This is a genomic window from Streptomyces sp. NPDC088747, from assembly GCF_044751025.1.
GTDB lineage: Bacteria > Actinomycetota > Actinomycetes > Streptomycetales > Streptomycetaceae > Streptomyces.
This window is the reverse complement of the sequence record NZ_JBIVKZ010000002.1, coordinates 175,150-199,981: the sequence shown is the minus strand read 5'-3', so window position 1 is coordinate 199,981 and position 24,832 is coordinate 175,150. Positions and strand designations below refer to the sequence as shown.

Sequence of the window (24,832 nt, the reverse complement as noted above, 5' to 3'; positions counted from 1 at the left end):
GCGGGAGTCGACTGCCCAGCTGTTACCGGGAGTTGTGATCGGGATCACGTGGCGCCGTTCGACCCGTGGGATGACCGGCGCGAGCCCGCTACTGCTCGCACGGAGGCTCGTACGACAGCCGCGGCAGGTATTCGTGCCACTTCTCCGAGGTGAGCACACCCCTGGTGGTCGAACAGATGCGACGGATCGCCTCGTCGACGTCGAGGTTCCACAGCCGGACGGTGTCCACGCCGCTCGACACCCCGAGCATGTGGCTCTTGGGACTGAACGACAGGAAATTGCCCGTCTTGGCGTTGGGACTCATCGACTGCCCGATGGGCGAGGCGTCGGACGGGTCGCCGATGTTCCAGAGCCGGACGGTGTTGTCGTTGCCGCCGCTCGCCAGGGTGCGGCCGTCAGGGCTGAACGTCAGCGACACGACGGCCTCGGTGTGGCCGGTGAGCGGCTCGTCCAGCCGCGTCGCCTCGCGCGGGTCGGAGATGTCCCAGAGCCGGACCGTGTCGTCGTCGCTGCCGCTGGCCAGCGTCTTGCCGTCCGGGCTGTGGACGAGCGCGTTGATGGGGCCCAGATGCCCGGTGAGCGGGGCGCCGAGCGGGGCGGCGCGGCGGGGGTCGGTCACGTTCCACAGCCGGATGGTGTCGTCGGCGCTGCCACTGGCGAGCGTACGGCTGTCCGGGCTGAAGACCAGCGAGTTGACGTAGCCCTTGTGGCCGGTGAGCGGCGCGCCGAGGGGCAGGAGCCGGTGAGGGTCGGCGGCGTCCCACAGCTGGATGGTGCGGTCCTCGTACGCGGTCGCCAGGATGCGACCGTCCGGGCTGAAGGCCAGTGTGTCGGGGCCCGCGAACCGGGTCCGCAGACCGACGGGCCCGTGCGTGACGGGCCGGACCGGGCGGGTGACGTTCCACAGCTGTACGGCGCCCGCCGTCAGCACCGCGAGAGTGCGGCCGTCGGGGGAGAACGTCAGCGAACGCACATCCCCCCTCGCGGGCGTGATCGCCCCGCCCAGCGGCCTGGGCCGGTCGGGCCGCGCCACGTCCCACAGCCGGACCCGCCCGTCCCGCGCCGCGGTGGCCAGCACCTGCCCGTCCGGGCGGAACGCCCCTATCCGGCCGATCATGTCCGACGTCGGGATCGACCACAGACGGACCTTGCTGTCACCGCTCCCGGTGGCGAGCGTCCGGCCGTCGGGGCTGAAACCCAGGGCGTACATCTCGCCGCTGCTCCCCGCGAGCGGCTCCCCGACCTGCGAGGGGTAGGCGGGGTCGCTGACGTTCCACAGGCTCGCCGTGCTGTCCGCGCTCGCGGCGGCGAGCATGCTCCCGTCGGGGCTGAACACCACCGACCAGATGGGCCCGGTGTGACCGGTGAGCGGCGGCCCGAGCTGCGCCGGCCGCCGGCGGTCGGCCACGTCCCAGAGCCGTACGGTGTCGTCCGCGCTGCCACTGGCGAGCGTACGGCCGTCGGGGCTGAACGCCACGGAGTGCACCAGGTCCGTGTGCCCGGTCAGCGACCTGCCGATCCGCTCCGGCCGCCCCGGCCCGGAAAGGTCCCACAGCCGGATCATGTCGTCGTCGCCGCCCGCCGCCAGCGTCCGCCCGTCGGGACTGAACGCCACGGAACGCACCGCCGCCGCGGAACCGGTCAGCTTGCCGAGCGACCGCGGGTGCCGCGGATTGCTCGTGTCCCAGAGCCGTACGGTGTGATCCTCGTTGGCGGAGGCCAGTGTCCGCCCGTCCGGGCTGAACGCGAGCAGGTAGATCGTGCCGCCGTGCGGGGTCAGGGGCGCGCTGAGCTGAGCGGGACGGAGGGGGTCGGCGACGTTCCACAGCCGGACCGTGCCGTCGTCGGCGGCGCTGGCGAGAGTGCGCCCGTCGGGGCTGAAGACCGCGCTGCTCACCCAGCTCGTGTGGCCGGTGAGGGGCGCGCCCAGCGGCATGGGCCGCGTCGGGTCGGACACGTCCCACAGCCGTACGGTCCTGTCGTAGCTGGCGGTGGCCAGCACCCGGCCGTCCGGGCTGAACGAGGTCAGGTAGACGGCGCCGGTGTGGCCGAGCAGCGGTGTGGCCAGCGGCGCGTTGACGATCGAGATCAGCCGGTTGTTCGCACCCTCGTCGTGCGGCCGCAGACGGTGGGCGACCAGGTCGAGTTGGGCGGACAGCGACGGGTCCGTGTACTGGACGCGGTCGGCCTCCGCGACCACCTGCTCGAACACCGCGTCGTTGCGCTGCTGCCACGCGATCACCGCCGAGCCGACGGCCAGCATCGCCAGGACGACCAGCGCGGCCACCGCGCCGCGGCCGATCCAGACCGTGCGCCTGCGCAGCCTGACCGAGGCGGCCAGGAACTCCACCGCGCCGCGGGTCAGGAAGGTGTCCCCGGCGGACTTCGCCCAGTCACGGGCCTGTTCGAGCCGCGAACCCCGGTAGAGGAGGGAGGAGTCGCGGTTCGAACCCTCCCAGGCCCTGCCGTCCTCCTCCAGCCGCTGGCGCAGCAGGTTGCCGTTCTTGTCCTCGTCGATCCACTCGCGCAGCCGCGGCCAGGCGTGCAGCAGCGCTTCGTGGGTGATCTCCACGGTCTCCGCGTCGAGCGTCACCAACCGGGCCCGGACCAGGGCCTCCAGGGACTCCTCGGTCTTGCCGGGGTCGGTCGATTCCTCGGCCAACTGCCGCCGCGTTCCCCGCCGACGGGTCGCCTGCGTGTCCTCACCGAGTCGGACCAGCCGCAGCAGGAGCAGCCGCGCGGCGGTGCGAGCCGCCGGGTCGAGACCGGACCAGGCCCGCTCGGCGGTCGCCGCCACCGCTCCCTGGATGCCGCCCGCCGCGCGGTAGCCGGCCAGCGTGAGCCTGCCCGCCTTGCGCCGCTGCCAGGTGGCGAGCAGGGCGTGCGAGAGGAGCGGCAGCACGCCCGCGTCGTGCGTCCCGCGGGGACCGTCGGCGCTCAGTTCACGGACGATCAACTCCGCGAGGCCCGGCTCCAGTTCGAGGCCGACCGCCTTGGCCGGGCCGGTCACCGCCTCGCGCAGTTCCGCGGTGGCCAGCGGCCCGAGCACCATGTGCCGGTGTTGCAGGGCGTCGGCCAGTTCGGGATACCTGAGGCACTGGTCGTAGAAGTCGGCGCGGATGCCGAGTACCACCAGCACGGGCGCCGGGTCACCGGCGTCGGAGGGCGAGCAGGCGGCGTGCAGCAGTTGGATGAAGGCCCGCCGCTGCGCCTCGTCCGTGCAGAGGGTGAACGCCTCCTCGAACTGGTCCACGATGAGCACCGGACGCCCGGCGGCGGACGTCTCGCCCACGGCCCACGCCGTCACCGCCTCCTTCACCCGCTGCGCGAACCGCGGGGTGCAGGGCCCCTTGGCCGCCGGCTCCCCGGCGGCGGGGACTATCTCCGCCAGGCCGGGTATCCGCAGGGTCAGTTCGGCGAACGGATCGGCCCCGGGCACGAGTTGCAGCACGGTCCTCGCGCCGCCGCCACCGTCCCCTCGTACGCCGCCCCCTTGAACGCCCTCTCCCCGTACGCCGTCCCCTCGTACGCCGTCGCGCAGGGCGGGCACCAGACCGGCGTTCAGCAGGGAGGACTTTCCCGCTCCCGAGGCGCCCACGAGCATCACCAGGCCACCGGTCAGCTCCGCGGCGCGGAGCTGCGTGATGAGCGCGTCGGTGCTGCGCTCGCGCCCGAAGAACCACCGGGCGTCCTGCTGACGGTAGGAGGCCAGCCCCCGGTACGGGCACACACTGCCGACCGCCGGGTCCTCGACGCCCGACTGCTCGTCCTCCTGCGTCGATGCCGCGGACGTCCCGGCGCGCTCACCGACGGGGTCGGCCACCGCTCGTTCCCACAACCGCTGCCAGTGGACCGGGTCGTACAGACCGGGGGACACCGGCGTGGGCCGCGAACGCCGTGCCTCGGGGATCAGGATCTGGAGGACCGCCGCGAGGGCCGTGAACTGAGCGGGTACGTTCTTGGCCCGTCGCCAGTCACTGATGCGCTGCGCGGACACCCGTACGGGGCGCCCGCGTTCGTCGACGCGCTGAAGTCGTACGACCGCCTGGGACACCCGGCTGAGGGGCGGATTGCCGGCCTCCCGGTAGAGCAGGGCGAGACGCTCCGCGAAGGCTGTGCGTGCCCCTGAGTCGGAACTCAAGGTCTCCACCCCTTAACTTCCCGCGCATCTGATCATCCGGACCGGATAACCCACCTTATACGGCTGACCTGCGGTTAAGGCATCGATCGGCCTCCGGAACCTCCTCCACGAAGGCCACAACTGGCAGGATCGTGACGCAGAAACGAATGAACCGCGCACCGCCCGGACAGGCCACCAGCCCAGTGCCCGCAGAGCGACTCACGAACCTGCATGTTTTCGGTCAACTTCAACTTCCGCCGAACCGAGGGACCGTGGCGAAAGCCACACCGCCCAGGCGAATCGCCCGGGCGAACAGCACAGGCGAATAGCAAGGGCCAAGAGCCCCGCGGAGCCGCCCTGTCGGCACCGCACGGCACCACGAGACCACCACCGTCGGCGCCGCCGCCGCCGCTGAACAGTCCAGGCCCCTCTCCTCGATCCGCGCCGGTACGACACCACGGCCCGGACCGGCACAGCCCGCACCGTTCGGTACCGGTCCCCACGTGGGGAGGGACCAGTACCGAACGGTGCGGCCAGCCTTCGAAGAGCCCTTCACCCGTCGGCCCTCTCCCGGTGTCCGGCGGCCCGTGCCGAACCGAAGAAGCTCGCGCGTTCGGGCAGGATCCGGGCAGGGCACGCGTCACGACTCGGTCAGAAAATGCCCCGGTAGCCCTGCCAGCCGGTGGCGATCTTCACGCGCGCGGCGAAGGACCCGTTGCCGTGACCGGTCTGCCGGAAGAGGTTCCCGGCGGTGTCCCGCGCGAGCAGGTCGGCTTTACCGTCGCCGGTGATGTCCCCGGCCCCGACGACCGCGTTGTACGAGGAGCCCCAGCCGGAGGCGATCTTCACGTGTGAGGCGAAGGTGCCGTTGCCCTTCCCGAAGTACCGGTACAGGTTGTTCGACTTGTCCTGCGCGACCAGATCGCCGATCCCGTCACCGTTCAGATCCCCGGCCCCGACGACCTTCTTGTACGTCTTCCAGCTGTCGTACAACTTCACGTGAGCGGCGAGCTTGCCGCCGCTCGCACCCTTGTACAGGTACACCGCGCCGGTGGAAGCGTTGCGGGCGATCACGTCGGGGCGGCCGTCCGTGGTGATGTCACCGGGGGAGGTGAGGACGTCGTACTGGTTCCAGCCGGTGCCCAGCGTCGTGTACGGCGTCGTCGGCTTCAGCGCCGCCCCGCAGGCCGGCTTGTACAGCCGCAGGGTGCCGCTGCTCAGCCGGACCAGGACGTCGTTGCAGCGGTCCCCGCTCAGGTCCCCGACAGGCACCGGACGGATGCCGGTCGCCCAGCCACTGCCGCTGACCGACCCGGAGAAGGTGCCCTTGCCCGTGCCCTGCTGGAACGTCAGCGTGCCGGAGGAGTTGAGAGTGAGCAGGTCGCCGATGCCGTCCCGTCCCGCGTGGTCCCGGGTGACCGGCGCCGCGAGGGAACCGGCGGTGAGGATATGGATCCGCTCGTCGGCGTCCACGAACGCCACCTGGTTCCCGTACGGGTCGAGGGTCCAGCGGATCCGGCGGTCCGAGGTCGTGCCCTCGGGCCAGAGACTGGACGGGGCAGGCAGATCGGCCACGTCGCCGGTGACCGCCTGCCCGGAGCGGACGTCGGTGCGCACCAGCTTGCCGCGGGTGTTGTCGTGGCGGACCAGGAACCCGTTGGCCAGCAGAGCGTCACCCGTCGGCACGGCCATCGATCGCCCGCGGGAGCGGTCGTACACTCCGGCCTTCCTCTGCGCGGCACAAGCCCAGTACACAAAGCGGCCGTTGACCTGCAACTCGCTGGGTACGCACGCCGAGCCGACGTTGACATCAACCGCCGGAACGGTCGATCCGAGGCGGCTCATCGACAGGTGCCCGGCGGTGGAAGTCGTGGTCCACAACTGCCCGTCCCACAGGGCGGCGGCGTTCGCCGTGCGCGTCGACACGACCTTGGACTGCGTCCAGTCGACGACGAACTGCTTCCTGTTCGCGCCGCCGGACAGAAGCGCGTACCGCCCCTCCGCTGCCTCCACCTCGCCGTAGAAACCGGGCACCGTCAGCGTCTGGACCTCACCCGTGGGCGTACGGCGGTGGATCCACTGGGTGGAGTCCAGGTCGTTGTAGACGACGGACCCGTCACCGGCCCCGACCGGCCGGACGCAGCCGTAGTGAACCTGACACGGCTTTACCCATCCGCCCGCCTGCCGGACCGGTCCCACCTGGGGGACCGCGTCGGCGGACACCGTGCGCGTGTTGAACATGACGTCGTGGGCCGGGGACGAGGTCTGGTCGGTCCAGGTCAGGGTGCCGCCTGCCAGCGACAGCCCGTCGACGGGCGCGGGCACCGGCGGCAGGTCTGTCAGCTGCTGGGCGGCGACCTGTCCGTCCGGCGCCTCGGAGAGCCGGTGCACGCTCCAGTCCGCCTTGTCAGGACCGCCCGCCACGACGGCCGACCCGTCCGCCGAAGGCCAGATCCAGCCGTCCATCCGCGGGAGCAGCGTGCGCCACTCGCCGGCGTCGGTCAGGGGTCTGGTGAGTACGGCACGAGTCTCGTCGCCGTACGTGGCCACCACGACGTTGTCACCGATGACCGTGAAATCGGTCTTCCCTTCGGTGCCTTGGCGCGGAACCATGGTCACCGGTCCGTCGAGCGCGTCGCGCCGCAGCAGCCGCGCGCCGGCCCCCGGGTACCACAGGCCGACGTAGTCCTCGCTCAGGACGAGAGACCAGCCCGCGCCCGTCTTGTACGGGCTGAACACCTTGGCCCACGATCCGTCGCGGACGTCGACGAGGACCAGCTGGTCGAGGAAGACCGAGGGGTCCTCCGTGGGCACGCGGTAGCGCATGAGCAGCGAGCGGTCGTCTCGCTCGCTCACCGCGATGAGCTTCGCGTCGGCGGGCCAGCCGGTCAGCATCGTGTCGCTGGTGCCGCCCTCGGCCGCCGCCCTGAGCAGGTGTACTTCGCGCAAGTTGACGGAGCTGCCCAGGTAGGCGACGACTACGCCCTCGCCCGCGGTACCGGCGTATGTCAGGCCGGTCGGGACAGTCACCGTGCCTCTGTCCGCGCCGGAGCCGATCGCACGGAACTGAACGACGCGTCGCCCCTCGGCGTCGGTCGACAGGGTGTACGTGGTGTCCGACTGGGCGAGCCCGTTGGGCCGCTGTGTGCCGTCGAACTCGGTCACGTCCCTGGTCAGGCCCGTCGCGTAGTCGGTCCAGCGCAAGCCGACAGTGCCTTCCGGGCTCGACAGCACACCGGTTTCACCGAAGCCTCCGAACACCGGGTTGCGCGTGGCGGTCCGGTCCGCGGCGGGCAGGACGATCCCGTCCTCGCCGACGGCCGGCGCGGCCCCCGCAGACCCCGCGGCCCCCGTAGACCCGGCCGCTCTCGCAGGTACGGCGGCCCCCGCAGGTACGGTGGCCAGGCCGCCCGCGGCCAGGGCAACGGCCGCGGCCATGGCCGTGCCCCCTCGGCCGAACAGACGACGGCGTACGGTCTTGTAGCCCTGCACGGCCCCCCGGGTCCCTCGACCCTGATGGCTGCGACCCCAACAGCCCTTAATGACCTGTGCATGTCTTGTGCGCAGCGGAGCGTATCAGCGTGCGGTGGTCCGGAAACGCGTGCCGAGGGGCCGCTACTGGCCGTCCGCTCCGCCTTCGACCAAGAGGCCTGCCACCAACGAGCGTTGTCCCCATTGGTGTCCTCACGTGTGTCCCGGATAGCGTTGGTTTGCACGAGTAACTCCCACCTCGCGAGGAGTGAGCATGGCGAAGGGGTCCGATCTCCAGGTCGACTACGACCTGCTGGCGGCGAGTGCCAGGCAACTCCGGCGTATCCGCGACGAGTTCAACGGTCTGGAGGAGTGGAAGAGGGAGGTCAGGGCGCACGTCGGTGACTCCCGTATCCAGAAGGCGATGGGCGACTTCGTGGACAACTGGGACAAGAACCGCAAGCGGTTGATCAAGGAGATCGAAGAGGTCGGGGCAATGGTCAAGACGACCAGCGACGCTTTCAAGAGCCTCGACGATGACCTGGCCAATGTCAGCGAGGGGAAGAAGTAGCGCCTCGGTGCGCATCGGTGTGGACGGAGCAATGACTCTTCGCAGGGGACATCACTCTTCGCAGGGAGAACATCCATGACCCGGCCCGCTGACTGGGCACCGCTCGCCGAGACGGATCCCGTTCCGGGCGACCCGGAGGGGATCCGCGACGAGGTCGAGCACATGAAGAAGATGGCCGGGAGGCTTCGCACGCAGGCCGCGGCGATGAAGGCGATCGGAAACAGCGACGGCCTGAAGGGCAAGTACGCCGACACGCTGGGAGAGAAGGCGCGCGGACTGTCCAGGAGGCTGGAGCTGGCCGAGGACCGCTATCGGGAGGTGAAGGGGCACCTCGAGGGTTGGGCGGAGGACATGGAGACCGCCCAGAAGAAGGCCGACCGTGCGCTGGAGGACGCGAAGGACGCCCAGCGGATCCTGGACAGCCACAAGCCGGAGAACCGGGGGAAGAAGAATTCCGAGAAAGACGGTTCGGATCCGGCGGACGACCCGGCCGTCAAGCGGGCCGAGGAGGACCTGGATACCGCCCGCGGGAAGCTGAACTCCGCGGTCTCTCTCTACGACGAGCGAGCGGACCACTACGCCGGCAGGATCCGGTCGTCGATCGACGACGACATGGAGGACAGCTGGTGGAACGACCTCAAGGCGTGGGCGGGCGACGCCGACTGGCTGGGGACACTGGCCGAGGTGCTGAGCGACATCACCACCCTGCTCACCTTCGCCGCGATCTTCTTCCCCGCCCTCGGTGTGCTGGCCGGAATCCTCACTGGAATCGTCTTCGGAATCCACCTCCTCATGGCCCTGACCGGCAAGGGCTCCTGGTTCGATGTGATCACCGACATCGCGGCGTTCAGGATGGCCAAGAACGGCGTCAAAGCGGCCAAGGCGGTAAAGGCGCTGCAGAAGGAAGGGCGAGGCATCTCGAAGGACCTCGCGGAGCAGCAGGCTAAGCGAGTGGCCAGAATGAACCGGGCCGCCGGTGGTCGGGGTGGCAGTGGGCGCCTGGGCCGACTCCGCAGAACCGCGGACAACCAGCGGGGGCGGGCGGCGGGCGTGAACGCCAGGGACGAGGCCGTGCCGGAGGCGACGCGGAGGGAGACGTACAAGGCCCTCGGCGACAAGCGCATGGCGGAGCAGGTGAAGGACGTCGAGCGCATGAGCGGCAGGTATCCGGACAGTCAGCGACTGAGCGAAGTCGCCGCGGAAGCAGCCCGCCAAAAGGGTGTCTCCCAGGCCTACTGGGGGACGAGTACGGTCCTCGACCTCGGCGGAAGGGCCGGAGACGCGTGGTCTCCTGCGTATGTGAATGCCAAGGGAAACATGACGGCGCCAGGAGCGGGGATCGGGTCGCAATGGTGAGGTCGAACCCGGCGAAGCGGAGAAGCGGCCTCATGGAGAGCGCTCGCACCCGGCAGGCGCGTCAGGCTCAGGCGCGCGTGCGTGCCGAAGCGCAGCAAGACCTTCGCGGGTCTGCGCGGCCTGGCGATGAAGCGGAAGCCGATCCCGGAGCTGATGCCGATACCGATCACCGGGCCGATGCCGCTGGCTCCGGAACAGATGCGTCCGGCCCAGGAGACGAGAGGTTCCTCAGGCGGGCAGCCCAAGTGCGCTCCGTGCTGCTCGCCATCGCCCTCGTCATGCTGCTGTGGTTCATCGTCGCGATGCGGGACGACAAGACATGGGGACTGGAACTACCAGTGCCCACCTGGGCGTTGGACCTCGCCGCACTTAGCCCGCTGTTGGTGCTGATCCGGTTCTGGAGCCCGGAGACCAGGAGGAAGAGCGACACACTGGAATTCGACCTACGGGTCATCAGCGGTCTCTACTTCCTCATGGCCCTCCTGGGAGCCGTGCTGGGCGGATACGCGCAGCTGTGGCTCGGGGTCGCGATCAGTGCCGCGGTGCAAGCGGGCATCTGGTACACGAACAGACGGGCCCCCGGTCATGGCTGATCCAGTGACCGAACCCGTCTCGCCGCCTACCGGCTACGGGTTCCTCCTGCCCGAGGACTGGGTGCAGATCCCACTGCGGCAAGGAGACGCGGAGGACGCCGTACGTTCCCTCGTCACGTCCGCCTTTGCCCGCGTGCCGGCAGAGGTGCCGCGCGAAAAGCTGACGCCTCTCCGGCTGGAGCTGGAACGCAGACTGCGGGGAGCCGTTGCCGAGGCTCGCGGGGCCAAGGCGTTGGAGATGTATCTGCCGGTGAAGCTGGCGGGGGAGGTGAACCTCGGTGCATCGTTCACAGTCTCCAACGCGCGTCTCCCGGCGCGCTCCGGGCCTGACGGTGTCTCAAGCGGGGTGTCCGACCCTGCGGAGATCGCCGTGCAACTGCTCTCCGCTGACGGTATGGCGAGTGATTCGGAGATGGACGTGAGCAGCGGCGAGGTCGACGGATCCCTCGCGGTTCGCCGAGAGCGCGTCGTGCCGGCGGCCCCAGAGCGTGCCGCGGAGCTCGGCAGCCGCAGGGTGGAGTACCTCGTGGCGGTACCCGGTGACCCCAGCCAGTGGCTCGTGGCCGCTTTCTCCACGATCGGCGCCGGGAACCCCCGAGACGACCTGGCCGATGCGATGGTCGAGTGGTTCGACGCCCTGATGACGACCTTCCGGTGGAGCTGGTCATGACTGAGCCGCTGGTCGAGCTGGAGCACGAGTTCAGCCTCGACATTGAGTACGACCCGAGCCGATGGCTGGAGCTTCCTCCGCGCTGGGACACCGAGGAGTGGCAGGACATCGACGCTTGGACGCGTTCGTGCGCGGGGCTGTTCTGGCGGTCGTACGGACAGGATCCGGGCGAGTCGGGTATCCCCTTCCTCGCGGGTGTGCTGCGGCGCTTCGCGGAAGCATTCGCGCCGGAGCCCTTCGACACGAGGGTGCTCCTGCGTATGTGGGAACCGACCAGCATGCCTCTCCAGGTCTTCAGCATGGTCAAGCCCGCGCAAGGTGACCGCGAGGAGACGCTGCGCTTCCTCGTCGGAGCGGAGGACCCGGACGCTGTCGAGCCCCCGGTGGTCGAGTCCTTCCACACGGAACGCCTCGGGAGGGGGCTGCGGACATTCCGCTACCTCCGGCAGGACGACACCCCCGACGTGATCGCCGCACTCCGCTACGCCTGGCGCGACGAGGAGACCGGCGCCGACGTAGCGCTGTGGACCGCGGCCGAAGACACCGCACGAGTCATCCGGGCCGCCCAGGACATCGAAGAACTGGCGCACAAGGTGAGCGTGGCGGTCTGGGATATCAACCCGAAGGAGGGCACCTCCCCGAACGAGCCGTCGTAGTCGCGGCCACCTAGCGTTCGCCCCGCTCCTCGCCGAAACCCCGAACCCCGAACCTCGAGCCACGAACTGGGACTCCGTACAACCTGTCCGACAGGGAGGTGATCGCGATCCCTGCCCCGATTGCGCCAGCCAGGCCGCGCAGATGCCGCTGGGAGAAGTCGACCAAGATCTTCTCCCCGATCTCTTCACCAGTCACCGGAGACACGGGATGGGCCTGAGAAGTCGTATCTCAACCGATCTTGGAACGTGTGGATCGAACGGAGTTCCTGAACGGTGATTTTCGGGCGGTATGCGCATGAAGCCAGGGGCGAGTGCCCGTTGGTGGCCGTTGCGAGGTGAGGGGCGGTGAGTTCAAGTCGGGCTAGCCTGACGGGCCCTGCTCGCTCGATGGTGAGGAGAGTAAGTGCCCACTCTGATCAACGCTGTTGATGTCCGCCCGCGCGTGTACTACAGGACCATCCAGATCGGCCCCATCCTCTTCGAACAAGCGCCGGCGGAGGACGACATTGTTCAGATCCCCGGGGAAGGCTGGAGTCTTACCTCCAGCGACAACGATTTTTACCCTTTAGTGCGTTTGGAAGTGTGGGACGGGCCCGCTCCTCAGCCATCAGGCTCTTGGGAGTATGAACGGGCTTTCCAATCTCCGATGGCAGATCGTCTCGCGGTGGTCGACTTGGGTGGCGTCTGCTACGGCGAGATCCCGCTGCGGCCTGGGCGCTATCACCTGCGTTTGCTCTGCCGAGGGCGAGATCATGTGGATGCTTTGCTGACTCTAGATCCCTTCCCTCCTGAAAGGCCCCACGAGGATCCCCTTGAGGTGTGGGTCGTTCAGATTTGGCCTAGTGCTGACTGAGGAGCCGCATCTCAACTGACCTTGGAGCGTGTGGATCGAACGGAGTTCCTGGCCGGGTGGTCTTCCGGCGGTACGCCTATGAGGGCAGGGACTCCTGGTAGCTCGGGGGCGCGATCCCCTTCCGAGCGGTTCCCGGAGGCCCTGTTGTCGTTGTTGTACGCGCCCGAGCCCGTTGATTTCAACTCGCTTGCCGTGTCGTGCGATTGCGCCGCGCACGTGTACGGCAACGCGGCCGATCATCCGGATCGGGTGCGCCGGTATCCGTCGGACATGACGGACGCGGAGTGGGCGGCCATCCGGCCGTTGTTGCCGGTGCCGGCCCGGCTTCAGGGGCGGGGCGGACGGCCCGAGGGCTACTGTCACCGGCAGCTGCTGACGCGGTCCGTTACCTGATCGCGGGCGGCAATCTCGTGGCGGGCGATGCCCGCGGACTACCCTGGCTCGGGCCGGGTTTACGCATTTTCCGCCGGTGGCGCGAGCACGGGTTGATCGCCGAGTTCCACGACCGGCTTCGCGGGAAGGTCCGTGAGCGCGAGGGCCGTGAGGCCGAGCCCATGGCGGGGATCATCGACGCGCAGTCGGTGCGGGCGCCGCGACGGTGCCGGCCGCCTCACGCGGCTACGACGGCGGGAAGAAGGTGCCGGGCCGCAAGCGGCACATCGTGACCGACTGCCTCGGTCTGCTCCTGGTGGTCGCGGTCACCGCCGGGAAGATCGGCGACCGGGACCCCGCGGCGGGCCTACTGACTCGGCTGCGCCGCCTGCCCCGCGACATCACCCTCGTCTGGGCCGACGGCGGCTACACCGGCTCCCTCGTCGGCTGGTGCCGGGACAAACTCGCCCTGACGTTGGAGATCGTCAAGCGCACCGACGACATGACCGGGTTCGTGATGCTGCCGAGGGTGGGTGGCAGAGCGCACGTTCGCGTGGCTGATGAACTCCCGCCGCCTGGCCCGGGACTGCGAGACCCTGCCCGCCACCAGTGTGGCAATGATCCGGTGGTCGATGGTCACGCGGATGAGCCGGCGTCTGGCACGGCCACGGGCCGCCGGCCGGCACTGAATGCCGCCGACGCCGACGCCGACGCCGACCCAAGGCCCAGCTCCACCGCGATCTCCTTGGCCCGAAGCGGCCCGTGACCCGGATATCTCTGCTGTTCCAGCACGCCCAGAATCCGCTGATAGTCCGGCGCCAGAACCGTCGCCAGCAGCCCTTCCCGCCAGGGCGGCGCCGTCGAGCCCGGCACCGGCGCGAGCAACGGCGCCGCTTCCTCCTCCGCCTCGGCCGAGGTCACGACAGTGGACTCCGCCACAGAAGCTGCCAGGGCCTCGACCAGTTCCTCCCGCACGATCAACTGCCGGTCCAGCTCGATCTCCGCGGCCTCCAACCCCTCAGCCAACCGTGCGACTTCCTCCCGCAAACCCTCCACTCGCACGCGGGCAGCCGACTCCCGCTCCTCCAGCATTCCCAGCACCGACGCCACCGCATACACCTCGACCATGAAGCGGACACAAGACGTCGGCATGCCTCCCTCACCCCGCGCGAAACCATGCCTGAACAGCGGAAATCCAGAGATCACGTTCGGTTGGGATACGGCTTCAGATCCCCAGTGAGGATCAGGCCCCAGACCTGGTGTTTCTCTGTCGGGGTGGCGGCATTTGAACCCACGACCTCTTCGTCCCGAATGAGGGTCGGGCGAGGCCGACACATGTGGGTCTGGCATTTTGACTGGTCAGGGCCCTGGTGTCGAGAGGGCTCGCAGGGGGTCGGGAGGGCTCGGGGAGCAGATCGGCTCCCAGATGGCTCCCGGAGTTGTACGGCGAGGACCTCGGAATCCCGATGACACCGACCGCGCTCTGTCACACCGTGCCCTTTGCTACGGCATCGAAGGCGTCGCCACTATTGTTCGTGCGCCTCAGCTCGGAGGCCAAGTTGGCCGAGGCCCTCCTCGACGACCAAGTCAATGACATGCGGGGGTATCGGCTTCGAGGATCGAACGGAAACGTTCAGCTCCACTCGTACGTCGGCGCCCTGCGCGGCGAAAGGCAGCACTGCCACTTTTACGACATCGCGAACTTTGTCGGCCGGGACATCTGTAATACGCAGTCGCAGACTGGTGGGCCCTGCTGGGGGCGTCCTTGGTGCTGGCTCCTCCGAGACTGTCGGCTCTCTGGTTTCGGGGGCAACAGTCGTTCCCGTCCCCGTGCTACTGGCGACAGAGGGATGCGCGGGAGGTGCCTCCAGGCCCCGCAAAGCCTGGGCGCGGGCGGCCCGTACCAGCCAGGTGCCCGGCTGGAAGTCGATTTCATCCGGTGAGATCTGCTCCCCGATGCGGACCACTGCATCGGCCGCTTGCCAGGTGGAGCCCGAAATCAGGCCGAAGACTCCACGCTTTACCCCCTCCGCCAGACAGTCACGCAGCACTTCGGTAGACGCGAGTTTCGGAAGCCTTGGGAAGCGGCGGAACGCTTTGAGTAGGTTCTCCGTCTCGACGGCCTCCACGTCTGCCGGAAGCAGGTTGAAGCGGTCTGATAACAACGCAGCCGGAGCAAGCCTGTCCAGTAGACCGTCACCCGAGCGCAGCCGTTCCGTAACTCTGGAGGTGACGGTCTCGCTGGCGCGGGCGGCCCCCAGGTCGAGGTGCTGTGTGGTGGGCGGAGAACCGCCAGTGCCATTGGCAAGCAAGAACGCATGGCGGTAAGCCATGGTGAGCAGCGCAGGAAGTCGATCCTCAGCGCGTGCAACCCTCTCTCGCAGGTCGGCCTGCTGTTCCTGATTGAACCGCTTCAGCCGGTGTACGTCATCGCGCAGTTCGCGCATCGCCGCCAGAGTCCGTGCTAGTGCACGGGCACGGCCGAGGGCACCGGTGTCGGGAGCGACTACGACCAGTGCGTTCTTGTTGATGCGGCCGGACTGGTCGTACTCGCTCAGGATCCGGTGGGCCGCGTCCCCAACGATGCCTGGTTCGGAAGGCTCGACCCGGTGCTCGGGATCGAGCAGAGCGAGTGTCAGACGAGGTTCGTCACGGACGTCCGCAGAACTCAGGACGCCGGTCTGGGTGCGCCAAGGGGACTTGGCCGGAGCCACACTCTTGGTGGCCTCTTCCAATAGCTCGGCGATAGTGTCCTCGGGGACAGCGCTCTCGCGCTCCACGATGACCTTGTTCAGGTTGGGCTCGGTGGTGAAACGGTAGCGGCCGCCCTCGTAGCGCATGTACCAGGCGACATTCTTGACGGTGTCCCGGACATCCTCAAGGGCGCCGCGAGACAGCCCCGGACGGCCCACGCCGACGGTCATCTGGGCGTCGGACGCCCCCAGGACCCTGTCGGAGCCGAAGGAGTTGACGAAGGCTGTCGTGGCGAGCTTGGTCGCGAGTCGCAGCTTCTCGATCTCGCCGCCGCGGCGCTGGTCCTCAATGCGGGCTCGCGAATCCTCGCGAATGATGTCGGCGTTCAGAGCCGACAGGTAGGAACCACCGGTGATCTTCAAAATCTCGGCCCGCACCCCAGGATCATGAAGAGGGATGTCTCCCGAGTGGATAAGTGGGGAGACGCGCCCCTCCGCATGGAGAGCCTTGATGGTATGTGCGAGGGTGCGCAGTGCTCCGCGCGTGCGCTGGAAGCCGGACAGCGAGCCCCAACGATGGGTGAGCAGGTCGATCAGCTCGGGGTGGAAGGGGTAAGCGGCCTCGATGCGGTCGCGGTAGACCGGATCGCGGTAGACAGCGGGGAGAGCGTCACCGAACTGCTCGGCGTAGTAGTCGCCGTAAGCATCCGCGACCGTACGGCGTTGGGCAGGAGTCCCAGTGCTCTGGAACAGCCGGGTGTGCAGGACAGGGAAGATGTCATCGCCCTCGACCGGAGTGATGACGTTCTCCGTCCGGCCGAATATCTTTGCCAATCGCTCCAGCAGATCCTCGTGATTGATACCTGTGAAGTCTTCGAGGTGGGAAGCGGTGAGGGTTGCGACAAGGCAGGCGCCAGGGGTATTGGCAACCGCGGTGGTCAACTCCTTTATGAAAACCAGCGTGTTGGTGGTCAGGGCACCTTGATCGCCATCTGCGGTGATGGTCTTCGCCAGGTATTCGAGAGTCTCGTCCATGAGAATGAGGCAAGGCGTGTAGCGCTTGAGTAGGGCCACCAGATGAGCGGTGGAGGTTGCTTGGCGGGCCTCGTCCTCGGCCCGGACGTCTTCGTATGCCTCTTGCCCGCCAAGTTGAAAGGCGAGATGGCCAAGCAGGGTACGGCCTGGGGAACGGTTTGCCTCGGCACGATCCGGGCTCAGAGCGGAGCCGTCGAGGACTACGACAGTTGCCTGTGGAAGGCGGCCCTCCGTGAGCGAGGGGGCGAGCTGGCGGGCGAGCCGGGTACGCGACAGAGCCCGGGCGCTGCCAAAGAGGTGGTAGGCGGAAAGCAGGGTGTGGGTCTTTCCACCACCGAACTCCGTCTGCATCCTATGTACTGCCTTGGCAGCGGGGTCGCCGGCCAGTCGATTTCCAATCTCGACAAGAGCAGTGCGCAGATTGTCCGTCAAATACGTCTTCTGTACGAAGAGTTGGGCATCGCGGTAATCCTGAGGTCCCTCTCCCTTGCTGACCAGGCCCAGGTCCGCGGCGAACAGCCCCTCGTCGAAGGAGCCGTTGGCGATGTCCTGGTGCGGAGGGGCTATCTCGTTCCAACTCTTGAGGCCAGCCACGGGGTGGACTTTCCTTTCGTTGCGTGAGGTCTGGGGCGGCATCAGGGTTGGGTGCCAAACAGAGTGAGCTCCTCGAAGTCCGGGGAATACTTGGCAGCCCGTTCTGCCAGGTCCTCGCGGTTGCCGCCGAGACCGAGCAAGAGCGTGCGCTCCCGAGAACCTTCTGGCAGGAGCTGAGTGACGGCGGTGACTAGTGCCCAGAAGGCAGGCTCGGTGCCCGCACCACTGGCGCCGAGTAGTGCGTCGAGTTCTTGGCGGCGACCTTCGTCATAGAGCAGGCAGGCGGAGTGCATCACATCTACCCAGGAGGGACGCTGGCCGAGTGTGATGCCACGGCGCTCGTGAGGTCCAAGCAGCTTGTAGTCGGAGCCGGACTTGCCTATCAGACCTCCCCGTACGGTGAGGGCGTCCAGGTGAAGGTCGAAGGCGCGGCAAAGCATGTATGCCTCGTCCGCGGGAATTGCCAGACCGTCGTACGCCCAACGCCACGTGAGATAGAAGAGCGCACGACTGTCCAGGCGCTCCAAAGACTCGCCTCCGGTGAGCGACCTGGTGGCGTGCCGGGCCACAGCTTGACGAGCCAGCACCATCAGCTCGTCGACCCCTACTTCGTCTCCCGACAGGCGCAGAACACGGGAATAGCGGGCGAAGACTTCGAAGGCGGGGCCGATGGCCGAGACGAAGTAATCGGCGCCGGACAGTTTCATGTCATCGAAGACAGCGAGGCGTTCGGCGATCCGGGCATCCAGGTCGCGCACCACATCGTCGTAGAAGCCGTCGGTGGCATCACCCACCTTGCGGCAGACCAGCACCACTGAGGAAGCCAGCACCGAGCCGACGTTGTCGGTGGTGCGTCCTGCCCTTTCGGACTGCATCGGCCATGACGTCGTGACCTTCAGGCCGGCCCGGCGCAGGGCGCGCAGCAGGTGTTCCCAGGCGGCGTTGTCGGTGTGGGCGAAGACCAATGAAACGATGCCGTCGTCCGCGACGACCCGGGCGACCTCGTCCAGAGCGCGCTGAAGGCGGCCCTCGAACTCGTCGCGGGATATGTACTCGGCGGAGTCGCGCTGGGCCCGATTCTGGATTACCTCAGCACGCTTGGGGGTCAGTGCGGTGGCGAAGAGTTCGGGGTAGAGATGTCCGATGGACCTCTTGAGCCAGACGTAGAAGAAGTCGGAGAGGTCGCCGTACTGAAAGGCGTCGTAGTAGGGCGGGTCGATGATGACTGCATCGAACTCGCCGTCGGCAAAGGGGAGATGCTGAGCATTGGCGCGCTGGACTCGAGAGGGATTGCCTTCGGTGGCAGCAGCACAGTGGCGCAGGGACTGGGTGATCCAATTGAGGGCGCTTGACCAACCGCTCGGCCCACCACTGAACGGGTCGATCTCGGTGAAATCCCAGGCCATACGGATGGCTTGCTGGGGGAAGGTACTGCGTGGCGCTTCCACGGTGGGCCGCCAGGTGACGAAAGATGAGTTGTAGTCGACCACCCGGTCGACCGCCAGTCCCAGATAGGTTGCCAGAGCCAGGGCCCGTTCCGGCTCTGTGCCGCTCTCGAGTATCGCCGCGTGGGCGGACCGAACGGCCTGGGCCAGTATGGCGAGGACCAACCGCTGGCGGGGGGTGAACATGCCCGCCCAGGTGTCGATGCCGTACGTGAGATTCGGGTAGCGCCGATACTGGGAACGCGTCACCAGTTCGTCTGGGATGGCGCTGGTTCCATCCGGATGGTCTTCCAAGCTCTGCACCATGGCTTCGGCCTGCTCGACCGCGGCATGGTCGGCAGCTATGGGCTCTCGGTAAATGCGTATCCCGTCGGGATCGATGTCGAGGACTGCATAGAGGTAGTGACCGAAGCCGTGTTCACGTGCATAGCCGCGCAGTTCCCGGTCTGGACGGGTGGTCCCGCAGACCGGGCAAGTGACAGTCACCTGGGAGCCGCGACTCGTCTTGGTGCCGAGTTTCCAGTCGCTGCCGTCGGCAGGCGGGCCTTCTGCGAGGCGCAGTTCGATCCGGTCCCGTCGTATGTCGTAGTCGAGACGAATCCGGTGCCGGTTAGAGTCGGCGAGCTTGCGCGAGGAGATCAGCGGAACCGTCCGGCCACAGTGCGGGTCTGCGCACGGCACGGTGCGGGCCCAGAAGTACACGGCGGGCCTTGTACCGTCCTCACCGCGCGGAAGGGCCTCGGTAAGCCGAGCGTCCGCCGTCTCGCTTACCCACTGGCCCCATAGGGCCAATTCGTCTATGAACGGTCGCCCGCCGTCCTCGCCCACACCGCCAAAGAGAGCGGGGTACTCCAGGACGCAGCGCTGGATGAGATGGGCTACGGGGTTGATGTCGACAGCGGTGGTGTCGCACCCGAGGCGCGCGGCTTCCAGCGGGATCGCGCCTCCTCCGGCGAAGCAGTCGAGGACCTTGGGGGGACGCGCGGGCCAAGCGGTGGCGAGGGCAGTGCGCAGCGGGGCCATATAGGCAGGTCGGGAAGAAGCTTCGAATGGAGCGGCCTGGCCGAGGTCGGTGAGCAGCCTCTCGCGGGCGGGCGTGCTGTCGGGCCCAGGGTCGGGGACCAGACTGGCGAGCACCACGCTCCGGGCCATGGCGAGGGGTCTACGAGCCCACCACAGGTGCATGGTGGAGATGTGGCCGTGTCGCAGGTGCTTTTCCCGACCAGAAGCCGCATTGACGGGGGCTAGCGGGAGCTTCTCTTCGATGAGCGCACGTTTCACTGTGTGTCTCCTCCCGCGGTTTGTGCTGCGTCGATGACGGATCCTGGGGCGACGCTGTAGCGCACCTCATGCGTGGGCCGGAAGTTCCCGGCAAGGGCGACGGCCGGATCCTGGATGCGGTAGAGCCGGGGATGATCGGTTGCGCAGTCGAGCACCACGTAAAGCCAGTAGGCGGGCCCGAATTTGCCAGCAGCGATGTACTCGGACCAGGTGAGTTCGACGGACCCCACCCCGGCGCGCCCCTTCACCTCGATATATCGGGTGGTTTCGGCTCGCTGGGAGACAAGGTCGAAGCCTAGGTTGTCGGCTTCGACAGACCTGAGGTCTTCGGAGCCACGTGCATATTCGTGATCCATGCTGACTTGCACGGCTATCCGTTCGATCTCTGGATCGCTGAGTCCGCGCCCATTCCCCGTGCGCTCAGCCCAGGCATCGACGGGATTGGATGATGAGGGCGTAGGTAAGAGCAGTGCCTGGGCGAGGACGGTGACAGGCCCGCGGTCAACTTGCCGCGTGCGAGCCGTGTCTGCGATCCGCCTGTCACGGCGTTCGAGTACTGTCCGCCGAATGAGCTCCGTCCTGCGATGACGGCCCTCGGCGCCGGCTCTCCCCGCCTCCAACTCCTCATCTAGATCCAGCAGTTCAGCGTCGTAGCGAGCCAGCAATGTACGGAACGAAGCGGTGAGGAACTCCTCTTGAATGTCGGCGGTGCGTGCACGGCGCTCTCGCACTTCGCGCAGTCGCGCCTCGTAGACGTTGCCTCGCGCCCACGCGATGAGCTGGGACTCAGGACGGGCAGGCGCCAATCCTTCTCCAGCCGGCTGCGCGGGTTTCCCAGGCAGTAGGTCGTACAGTGCGCCGCTCGTGGGGAGGAACTCGCTGGCGGCCTCGATGACAGAAGCCATGCTGCGGTGGACCGTCGAGCGATGACCGTCGGCGACTTCGCCTTCCAGGATGTGCAGCAGCGCGGGAGTACTGAGTCCGGGATCATGGAAGACGGCGCCGCGCTGCAGAGCGCTCGCAGTCTGCTCGATGACCAGGTCCAAGATCGCCTCGAACAAGGGGTGCCCGGGACCGCAGAGTTCCGCTCGGGGCGCCCCGGACTCCGCGTCCTGAGCCAGCCGCTGGACGGCGACACTTTTATCGAAGGTGACTCGCTCGTAGCTGGGCTGTAATTGGCGTAACGTGCCGAGATCACGGTCGCGAGCGATCAGGATGTCGGGGGTGCGGGAAACCCTGACACTGGCATGGTCCAGCCGTTCGCGCGCCTGGCCGTTCAGATGGTCGACGGCGTCAAGGAAGAAGCGTTTGAGATGTTCGGGAGGCAGTCGCCGTTCCTCCGCCCGGGCCGTCTCCTGGCGCTGTATCCGCCAGTCGATATGCCCTGTCACTAGGGCTTTCTCCGAGAGCGCGCGCATGCGCGCGATGAGCTGCTCGTCGAACTCGCCGTCGTCGGCCCCGAATTGGGCTGCCGCATCCTCGGATGTCCTCTCGCCTGATACGACGGCCTCGAGCAACTCGGGGAGCCGGTACCCGGAAAGAATCTCGCCTATAACGTCGAAGACCTGGTCTCCCAGGGCTTCGTTCTGTCGCATCGTCTCGATCTTTCCGAGCACCGTGGCCAGTACGTGCCCCTCTTTGGTATTGGCCGCGACGAGATTGAAGATGTGAACGTCCTCGGTCTGGCCGATGCGGTGCACTCGTCCCATGCGTTGTTCAAGACGGTTGGGGTTCCACGGGATGTCGTAGTTGACCATGAGGTGGCAAAATTGGAGGTTTATACCTTCGCCAGCCGCCTCAGTGGCAACCATGATTTGTGCATGTTCCCGGAAGTCACGCTCAGCCTGAACCCGCTCTGCCGGACGCAGGCCACCGTGGATGACAGCCACGTCGAAGTGCGGGGACAGCTCGTGGACCAGAAAGTCCAGGGTGTCCTTGTGCTCGGTGAAGACCAAGATCTTCTTCGAAGCGTCGTCGCCGACCCCGTACTGATCCAGGATCTTCCATAACTCCTGGAGCTTGATCTCCCCGCCCAGAAGAGCTGTCTCCTCGGCTTGTGCAAGCAGCGGGCGAAGAAGGCCGAGTTCAGCCTCGATCTCCTCAGGGGCCCTGAAGAGAGAGAGCTGATCGAGAGCCTGCTCCTCGAGTGCCCAGCGCTCGTCCTCGGGGCGGTCACCGTTGGTGTTCTTGTCCGGCACGGGCCAGGTGACGTCCGTAGTTGTCGCCGTCGGCTGTTCCAGTTCCCGCTCCAGGCGCTCCACCCTGCGTTGCAGGGTTCGGCAGATGGCCCGTACAGAGGACGCCAGCCGCCGTTGCATGGTCGTGAGGGCGAAGCCGGACACGGACGCACGGCCGCCGTCGGTGCGCTCACGACGGATCTCAGCGAGACCCTGGGTGATGAACTGTGACACCCGGATGTACAGGTCGAGCTCGGCACCGGCGAGGTCATAGGCAACCGTGTGCGCGAAGCGTGGCCGGAAGAGGGGGTGGCCCCGCAGGTCCACCATCTGCTCCTTGGTGGTCCTGGAGTAGTGGTGCGGCATGATCTCTACGCGGTCGGGGCATCGGTCGCCATATGCGTCGCGATCCAGAAGCCGCATCAACCCCCACAGGGATTCTTCGCGGCCCGAGTGGGGAGTGGCCGTCAGGAGCAGCAGTCGTTCGGCGTGACGCGCAACGCGTTCAGCGGCCTTGTACCGGCCGGTGCGGTTGTCGATCGCCCCACGCTTGTTGATCTTCAAGGTGTAGCCGTGGGCCTCGTCGAGAACCGCCAGGTCCCAAGGGCGCTGTGCGGCGGCGAAGGATCCGAGGACTGCCTCAGTCTTCAGCAGATCGCGGGAGACGATGAAGACGCCGTCCGACTCCCAAGGGTTGGCCATGGGGTCGGCGTCCAAGGTGTCCCTGGTTAATCGGCGGGACGCGATCCGGAAACGCTCGTCGAGTTCGCGCTGCCACTGGAAGCCGAGATTGGCGGGTGCCACGATCAGCACCCGGTCGGCCGCACCGCGGAGTTGAAGCTCCTTGATGTAGAGCCCGGTCATGATCGTTTTGCCAGCCCCAGGATCATCAGCGAGCAGGAAGCGTAGCCGAGGCTCCTCCAGGAACCTGCCGTATACCGCCTCGAGTTGGTGCGGCAGCGGCTCGATGCTCGAGACGGAAAGAGCTCCCATATCGTTCTGGAAGCGCGTACGGATCCTGCGGGCTTCCACGCCAAGCCGGAAGACCCGCGCGTCCGAGTCGTACGGGCGCTCTCCGCCTGCGTCGACCACTTCGATGCCCGGGAGCTCATCCTCAGGCAGACTGACGCTCCGGAAGTCCCCGGCGTCGCCTTTGACGAGGAACTCCCAGTAAGTGCCTGGTTGAACCTGGACCACGGTGACAGGCTCGGTGTGTCCCGGCAGCCGTAATCGTGCGCCCGCGATCAGCTTCTGCGGATCGAAAATTGACATCTACGCCCCTCCCCCGACAGGCCGCTGCGCCTCTGGTGCGCCTCGACGACTCGTAGATCCGGAGAGCGTACACACCTTCGACAGAGAGTCACCCTTCAGGGTCTGCCTCAACGGCCGGTATGTACAGGAGGGTTGAGGGTTCGGTTGCGCCTTTCCGGCGTAACCTGCGCAGGTGACGGTGAGGATTCCCAGATTGGCTCAGCTGCTCGACGCGGATTTCGACGGCCTGGATCGAAGCCATCTGGTCGAGCTTTGCGACCAGCGTGCGGCCGAAGACGTGGACCTGGACTTCAAGCAAGACAACGCGTACACCAAAGACGCCGATGGACTGGACGAGTTCGCCAAGGACGTGACGGCCATGGCCAACGCGCGAGGTGGCCTGATCGTTGTCGGCATCACCGAGAATGACCAGGGCAACGCGGAGTGTCTGAACCCCATCGCGGTCAGCGACAAACTGCACAACCAGCTCGTCCAAGCCCTACGCAGTCGCGTGTTCCCCTTCCTGCCCCCGGACTTCCGCATACGCATGATCGCTGACAGCCCCACCACTCCGGACCGTGGCTACATCCTGATCGGGGTTCCGCGTAGTCCGGTCGCCCCGCACGCCGTCCGCCCCACCGGAGGCAAAGGGCAGCAACGGTACGGGTATGCGCGTCGCCTGGGACGGACCACTGCCTGGTTGGACGAATCAGAGATCGCGGCCCTCTATCGCGACCGCTTCAAGCTGGCAGAAGATCACTCCCATCGGGTAACGGCACAGTTTGAAGACGACTGTGCATGGTTGACAGTTCCGGCTGACGGCAGCATCAGGCTGGACATTTCTCTGGTCCCCACGGGACGAGCCGAGCGTCGCATAGACCGCACTTTCCTCCAGGATGTGCGGGGATTCCTCGGCGCATTGACACGCTCCGGGGGCGCCCCGTCGGCTGCTCTGCCCCGCGATCTACTGGGCCACGCCCCGGTGATCCGCCGAGGCCGCATGCGGATCTCCGGACCTGGCGTCCAAGCCGTCTGGCACTCCGACGGCAGCGCTCACCTTCAGGTCGCTCTGACTTCGGACCCCGCAGCAGAGGATGCTGGCCCCGTGCTGAACCTCACCCTTTTGGAATCTAGCGTGCTCTACGGGCTTCATCTCGCGTGCGCCTATGCAGAGTGGGCTGGAGCCTACGGAGATGCCGATGTACTCGCCAGCACTTCATCTCCTGACCAGGTGTTCTTGGACCGCACGCCGCTCAACGGAACCGCCCGCTTCGTGCCGGGGGTGCCAGTGTCGAGTGATACGGGAAGCCCCTGCCATCGCATCGGATATCTGGAAGCCCTGTGCAATGGAAGCACGCAAGTGCGCACGATGGCTCACGCCATTTCATCCGATTTGCTCGCCGACTACGGTGTGTATGAACCGACTCTGCTGAGGCCAGACGCAACTGTACGGTCGGAACGCCTCGCGCAGCGCGAGCGAGCCGAGATGGAAGCGTGGCTCGCGTCCACGGCAGGCTCGAACTGAAACGATCCTGCCTCAGCGGCGCCTTAATTCAGCCGACGCCGACAGAGGGTTGCCCAAAGACGCTTTCCAAATGTTCGTCTGGGGGCTGGGGAACGATCAGGAACGTTCCGACCTGCGGCGGAGGGTGGCCGGGGGTAGGCGGCGGCCGGTGCTGACAGGAGTGAATGCA

14 protein-coding genes and 1 pseudogene are annotated in these 24,832 nt (G+C 67.2%); 9 read left to right on the top strand and 6 right to left on the bottom strand.

From position 1 onward, the window contains the following. Positions 1-88: 88 nt before the first annotated feature. Positions 89-4,150, bottom strand: a complete 4,062-nt coding sequence (locus ACIP79_RS05325) for a hypothetical protein (protein WP_401219612.1) — start codon at positions 4,148-4,150, stop codon at positions 89-91. Positions 4,151-4,771: 621 nt separating this feature from the next. Further along, the gene (locus tag ACIP79_RS05320) at positions 4,772-7,558 is read right to left on the bottom strand and encodes an FG-GAP-like repeat-containing protein (RefSeq protein WP_401219609.1); all 2,787 of its coding nucleotides are present in this window, start codon (positions 7,556-7,558) and stop codon (positions 4,772-4,774) included. Between the two features lie 307 nt (positions 7,559-7,865). Between ACIP79_RS05320 and ACIP79_RS05315 the strand changes: the two genes are divergently transcribed. The 8 genes and pseudogenes from ACIP79_RS05315 to ACIP79_RS05280 all read left to right on the top strand — a co-directional run. Next, positions 7,866-8,162: a hypothetical protein gene (locus ACIP79_RS05315; protein WP_401219606.1), complete on the top strand. Its 297-nt coding sequence runs from the start codon at positions 7,866-7,868 to the stop codon at positions 8,160-8,162. A 75-nt stretch (positions 8,163-8,237) separates the two neighbouring features. Further along, on the top strand, positions 8,238-9,518 hold the full coding sequence (locus ACIP79_RS05310; protein WP_401219603.1) for a putative T7SS-secreted protein: 1,281 nt from the start codon (positions 8,238-8,240) through the stop codon (positions 9,516-9,518). 245 nt (positions 9,519-9,763) lie between these two features. Beyond that, the gene (locus ACIP79_RS05305) at positions 9,764-10,111 is read left to right on the top strand and encodes a hypothetical protein (RefSeq protein ID WP_401219601.1); all 348 of its coding nucleotides are present in this window, start codon (positions 9,764-9,766) and stop codon (positions 10,109-10,111) included. Continuing rightward, on the top strand, positions 10,104-10,781 hold the full coding sequence (locus tag ACIP79_RS05300; RefSeq protein ID WP_401219598.1) for a hypothetical protein: 678 nt from the start codon (positions 10,104-10,106) through the stop codon (positions 10,779-10,781). The genes ACIP79_RS05305 and ACIP79_RS05300 overlap by 8 nt, the downstream gene beginning before the upstream one ends. Then, positions 10,778-11,437 carry a hypothetical protein gene (locus ACIP79_RS05295; protein ID WP_401219595.1) on the top strand — a complete coding sequence of 220 codons (660 nt, stop codon included), beginning with the start codon at positions 10,778-10,780 and terminating at the stop codon, positions 11,435-11,437. Before ACIP79_RS05300 ends, ACIP79_RS05295 begins: the two co-directional genes overlap by 4 nt. 403 nt (positions 11,438-11,840) lie before the next feature. Beyond that, positions 11,841-12,290: a hypothetical protein gene (locus ACIP79_RS05290; protein ID WP_401219593.1), complete on the top strand. Its 450-nt coding sequence runs from the start codon at positions 11,841-11,843 to the stop codon at positions 12,288-12,290. 144 nt (positions 12,291-12,434) lie between these two features. Continuing rightward, positions 12,435-12,683 carry a transposase gene (locus ACIP79_RS05285; protein WP_401219590.1) on the top strand — a complete coding sequence of 83 codons (249 nt, stop codon included), beginning with the start codon at positions 12,435-12,437 and terminating at the stop codon, positions 12,681-12,683. A gap of 205 nt (positions 12,684-12,888) precedes the next feature. Further along, positions 12,889-13,104 (top strand): annotated as a pseudogene (locus ACIP79_RS05280) (transposase); the annotation flags it as partial. A 194-nt stretch (positions 13,105-13,298) separates the two neighbouring features. On the opposite strand, the gene ACIP79_RS05275 reads toward ACIP79_RS05280, so the two are convergent. The 4 genes from ACIP79_RS05275 to ACIP79_RS05260 form a co-directional block, all read right to left on the bottom strand. Then, complete coding sequence (locus ACIP79_RS05275; protein ID WP_401219587.1) at positions 13,299-13,790, bottom strand: hypothetical protein; 492 nt, start codon at positions 13,788-13,790, stop codon at positions 13,299-13,301. Positions 13,791-14,188: 398 nt separating this feature from the next. Then, positions 14,189-16,984: an ATP-binding protein gene (locus ACIP79_RS05270; protein WP_401219585.1), complete on the bottom strand. Its 2,796-nt coding sequence runs from the start codon at positions 16,982-16,984 to the stop codon at positions 14,189-14,191. 41 nt (positions 16,985-17,025) lie between these two features. Continuing rightward, on the bottom strand, positions 17,026-19,710 hold the full coding sequence (locus ACIP79_RS05265) for a DUF1156 domain-containing protein (RefSeq protein WP_401219583.1): 2,685 nt from the start codon (positions 19,708-19,710) through the stop codon (positions 17,026-17,028). Next, entirely contained in the window at positions 19,707-23,159 is a 3,453-nt protein-coding gene (locus ACIP79_RS05260) for a helicase-related protein (RefSeq protein WP_401219580.1), read from the bottom strand. Before ACIP79_RS05260 ends, ACIP79_RS05265 begins: the two co-directional genes overlap by 4 nt. 193 nt (positions 23,160-23,352) lie before the next feature. On the opposite strand from ACIP79_RS05260, the gene ACIP79_RS05255 reads away from it, so the two are divergent. Then, positions 23,353-24,663: a helix-turn-helix domain-containing protein gene (locus ACIP79_RS05255; protein ID WP_401219577.1), complete on the top strand. Its 1,311-nt coding sequence runs from the start codon at positions 23,353-23,355 to the stop codon at positions 24,661-24,663. Positions 24,664-24,832 lie beyond the last annotated feature (169 nt).

Excerpts from the sequence above, each read along its gene's own strand:
- ACIP79_RS05320 (WP_401219609.1), bottom strand. The coding sequence starts at position 7,558 with ATGGCCGCGGCCGTTGCCCTGGCCGCGGGCGGCCTGGCCACCGTACCT.
- ACIP79_RS05315 (WP_401219606.1), top strand. The coding sequence starts at position 7,866 with ATGGCGAAGGGGTCCGATCTCCAGGTCGACTACGACCTGCTGGCGGCG.
- ACIP79_RS05310 (WP_401219603.1), top strand. The coding sequence starts at position 8,238 with ATGACCCGGCCCGCTGACTGGGCACCGCTCGCCGAGACGGATCCCGTT.
- ACIP79_RS05300 (WP_401219598.1), top strand. The coding sequence starts at position 10,104 with ATGGCTGATCCAGTGACCGAACCCGTCTCGCCGCCTACCGGCTACGGG.
- ACIP79_RS05295 (WP_401219595.1), top strand. The coding sequence starts at position 10,778 with ATGACTGAGCCGCTGGTCGAGCTGGAGCACGAGTTCAGCCTCGACATT.
- ACIP79_RS05275 (WP_401219587.1), bottom strand. The coding sequence starts at position 13,790 with ATGGTCGAGGTGTATGCGGTGGCGTCGGTGCTGGGAATGCTGGAGGAG.
- ACIP79_RS05260 (WP_401219580.1), bottom strand. The coding sequence starts at position 23,159 with ATGTCAATTTTCGATCCGCAGAAGCTGATCGCGGGCGCACGATTACGG.